The sequence below is a fragment of the Variovorax sp. CAN15 genome (genome assembly GCF_030462475.1).
Lineage (GTDB): Bacteria > Pseudomonadota > Gammaproteobacteria > Burkholderiales > Burkholderiaceae_C > Variovorax.
The window spans coordinates 1-2,143 of sequence record NZ_JASMRZ010000175.1 but is presented as its reverse complement, the minus strand read 5'-3'; the positions used below and the strand labels follow the sequence as shown (position 1 = coordinate 2,143).

2 protein-coding genes are annotated in these 2,143 nt (G+C 64.8%); both read left to right on the top strand.

Going from position 1 to position 2,143, the window contains the following annotated elements:
- The first annotated feature begins 141 nt into the window (after positions 1-141).
- The gene (locus QMO14_RS33165) at positions 142-843 is read left to right on the top strand and encodes a Bax inhibitor-1/YccA family protein (RefSeq protein ID WP_301512374.1); all 702 of its coding nucleotides are present in this window, start codon (positions 142-144) and stop codon (positions 841-843) included.
- A gap of 139 nt (positions 844-982) precedes the next feature.
- On the top strand, positions 983-2,143 hold a 1,161-nt coding region (locus tag QMO14_RS33160; RefSeq protein WP_301512373.1), incomplete at its 3' end, for an IS4 family transposase.

Sequence of the window (2,143 nt, the reverse complement as noted above, 5' to 3'; positions counted from 1 at the left end):
CCCAAGAGCATAACGGCCATGCCACCTGGAGTGCCTTCAGGGGTTGGGAACACCCCGCATACGGTTTTTCCGGTACCCCCTCTTGCGGCCACCTAGAATGCGCCCAACTGCGTCATTGCAGCAACCACAGGAGCTCCGGCCATGAACGACCGCGTTACCACCCTAGACACCTCTTCCGGCTACGGCCAGCCGTTGGCACAGGCAGAACGCCAGCGCGTGCTGCGCAATACCTACTGGCTGCTCGCACTGAGCCTGCTGCCCACCGTGCTGGGCGCCTGGGTGGGCGTCAGCACCGGCATCACCCGCTCGCTCACCGGCGGCCTGGGCCTCATCGTTTTCCTCGGCGGTGCCTTCGGCTTCATGTTCGCCATCGAGAAGACCAAGAATTCCGCCGCCGGCGTGCCGGTGCTGCTGGGCTTCACCTTCTTCATGGGCCTGATGCTGTCGCGCCTGATCGCGATGGTGCTCGGCTTCAAGAATGGCTCCGAACTCATCATGACGGCCTTCGGCGGCACCGCCGGCGTGTTCTTCGTGATGGCTTCGCTGGCCACCGTCATCAAGCGCGACCTGTCGGGCATGGGCAAATTCCTGTTCGTCGGCGCAATGGTGCTGATGATCGGCGCGGTCATCAACGTGTTCGTCGGTTCGACCACTGGCATGCTGGTCATCTCGGTGGCCGCCATCGGCATCTTCTCGGCCTACATGCTCTATGACCTCAAGCAGATCATGGACGGCGGCGAAACCAACTACATCAGCGCCACGCTGGCCCTGTACCTCGATCTGTTCAACGTCTTCCAGAGCCTGCTGGCCCTGCTGGGCATCTTCGGCGGCGAGCGCGACTGAGCGAATCGCACGCATCAACGGAAAGGGCCCGCCGGGCCAATGCCGCTCAGTTAAGCAAAGGCCCTTCGGGGCCTTCGCTGTTTGTACAGTGCAGGCTGTATGAACAAAGCCGAGCCCGGACGAGGCCGGCGGACGGCCGATGCTGCTGCAAGAGTACCTGTGCGAGACCCATCAATACGCCACGCCCGAGCAGTGGGGAGTCGTGCGAGGCAGCCTGCCTGCGCAGTGGATTGAACAGGCGCTGCAGGCCACGGGCGTGGCCACGCTGCGCAAGCGGCGGCTGCCCATGGAGCAGGTGGTCTGGCTGGTGTTGGGCATTGCGCTGCTGCGTGATCGATCGATTCTGCATGTGGCCGACGCGCTGGAGGTGGCGTTGCCTGCCYAGGGTGAGGGCATCAGCTCCAGCGCGTTGAGCCAGGCGCGCCAGCGCCTGGGCAGCGAACCGCTGCAGTGGCTGTTTCGCCATACGGCGGCGCAATGGGCGCACCAGGAGGCCGGGCGCCATCGCTGGCAGGGTCTGTCGCTGTACGCACTGGACGGTGTCGTCTGGCGCACGCCTGACACACTGGAGAACCGCCAGCGATACGGTGGTCAACGCAACCATGCCGAGCATCAGAGTGCGTTCCCGCTGGTGCGCATGGCGTGCCTGCTGGACGCRCGGGCGCGTTTGCTGGTCGATGCGAGCCTGGACGCCTACGACACCAGCGAATACACCCTGGCGCAGCGGTTGTGGCCGCAGTTGCCTGCCGATTCGCTGGTGATCGTGGACAAGGGCTTTTACTCGGCGGGCCTGTTGTGGCCGTTGCAGCACCGCCAGGGACGCCACTGGCTCATTCCCGCGCGCGCCGGCCTCAAAGGCGACGTGGTGGACACATATGGGCCCGGTGACGTGTGCCTGCGCATGAAGGTCTCGCCGCAGGCGCGCAAGAAAGATCCGGGCCTGCCGCTGACCTGGGACGTGCGCGCCATCACGCGCGAGATCGACGGCAAGCCGCGCACGCTGTTCACTTCACTGGYCGACCCCGTGCGCTGGGCCGCCGAGGACGTGTTCGCGCTGTATCACGAGCGCTGGGAGATCGAACTCGCGTACGGGGAGATCAAGACCGACATGCTGCGCCAGTCCATGACGCTGCGCAGTCAGCACCCCGACGGCGTCGAGCAGGAACTGTGGGCGACCCTGCTGATGTACAACCTGATCCGTCTGGAAATCACGCGCATCGCCGACGAAGCCAAGCTCGAGCCTTGTCGCATCAGCTTCATCACGGCCTTAGCCTTGTCGCATCAGCTTCATCACGGCCTT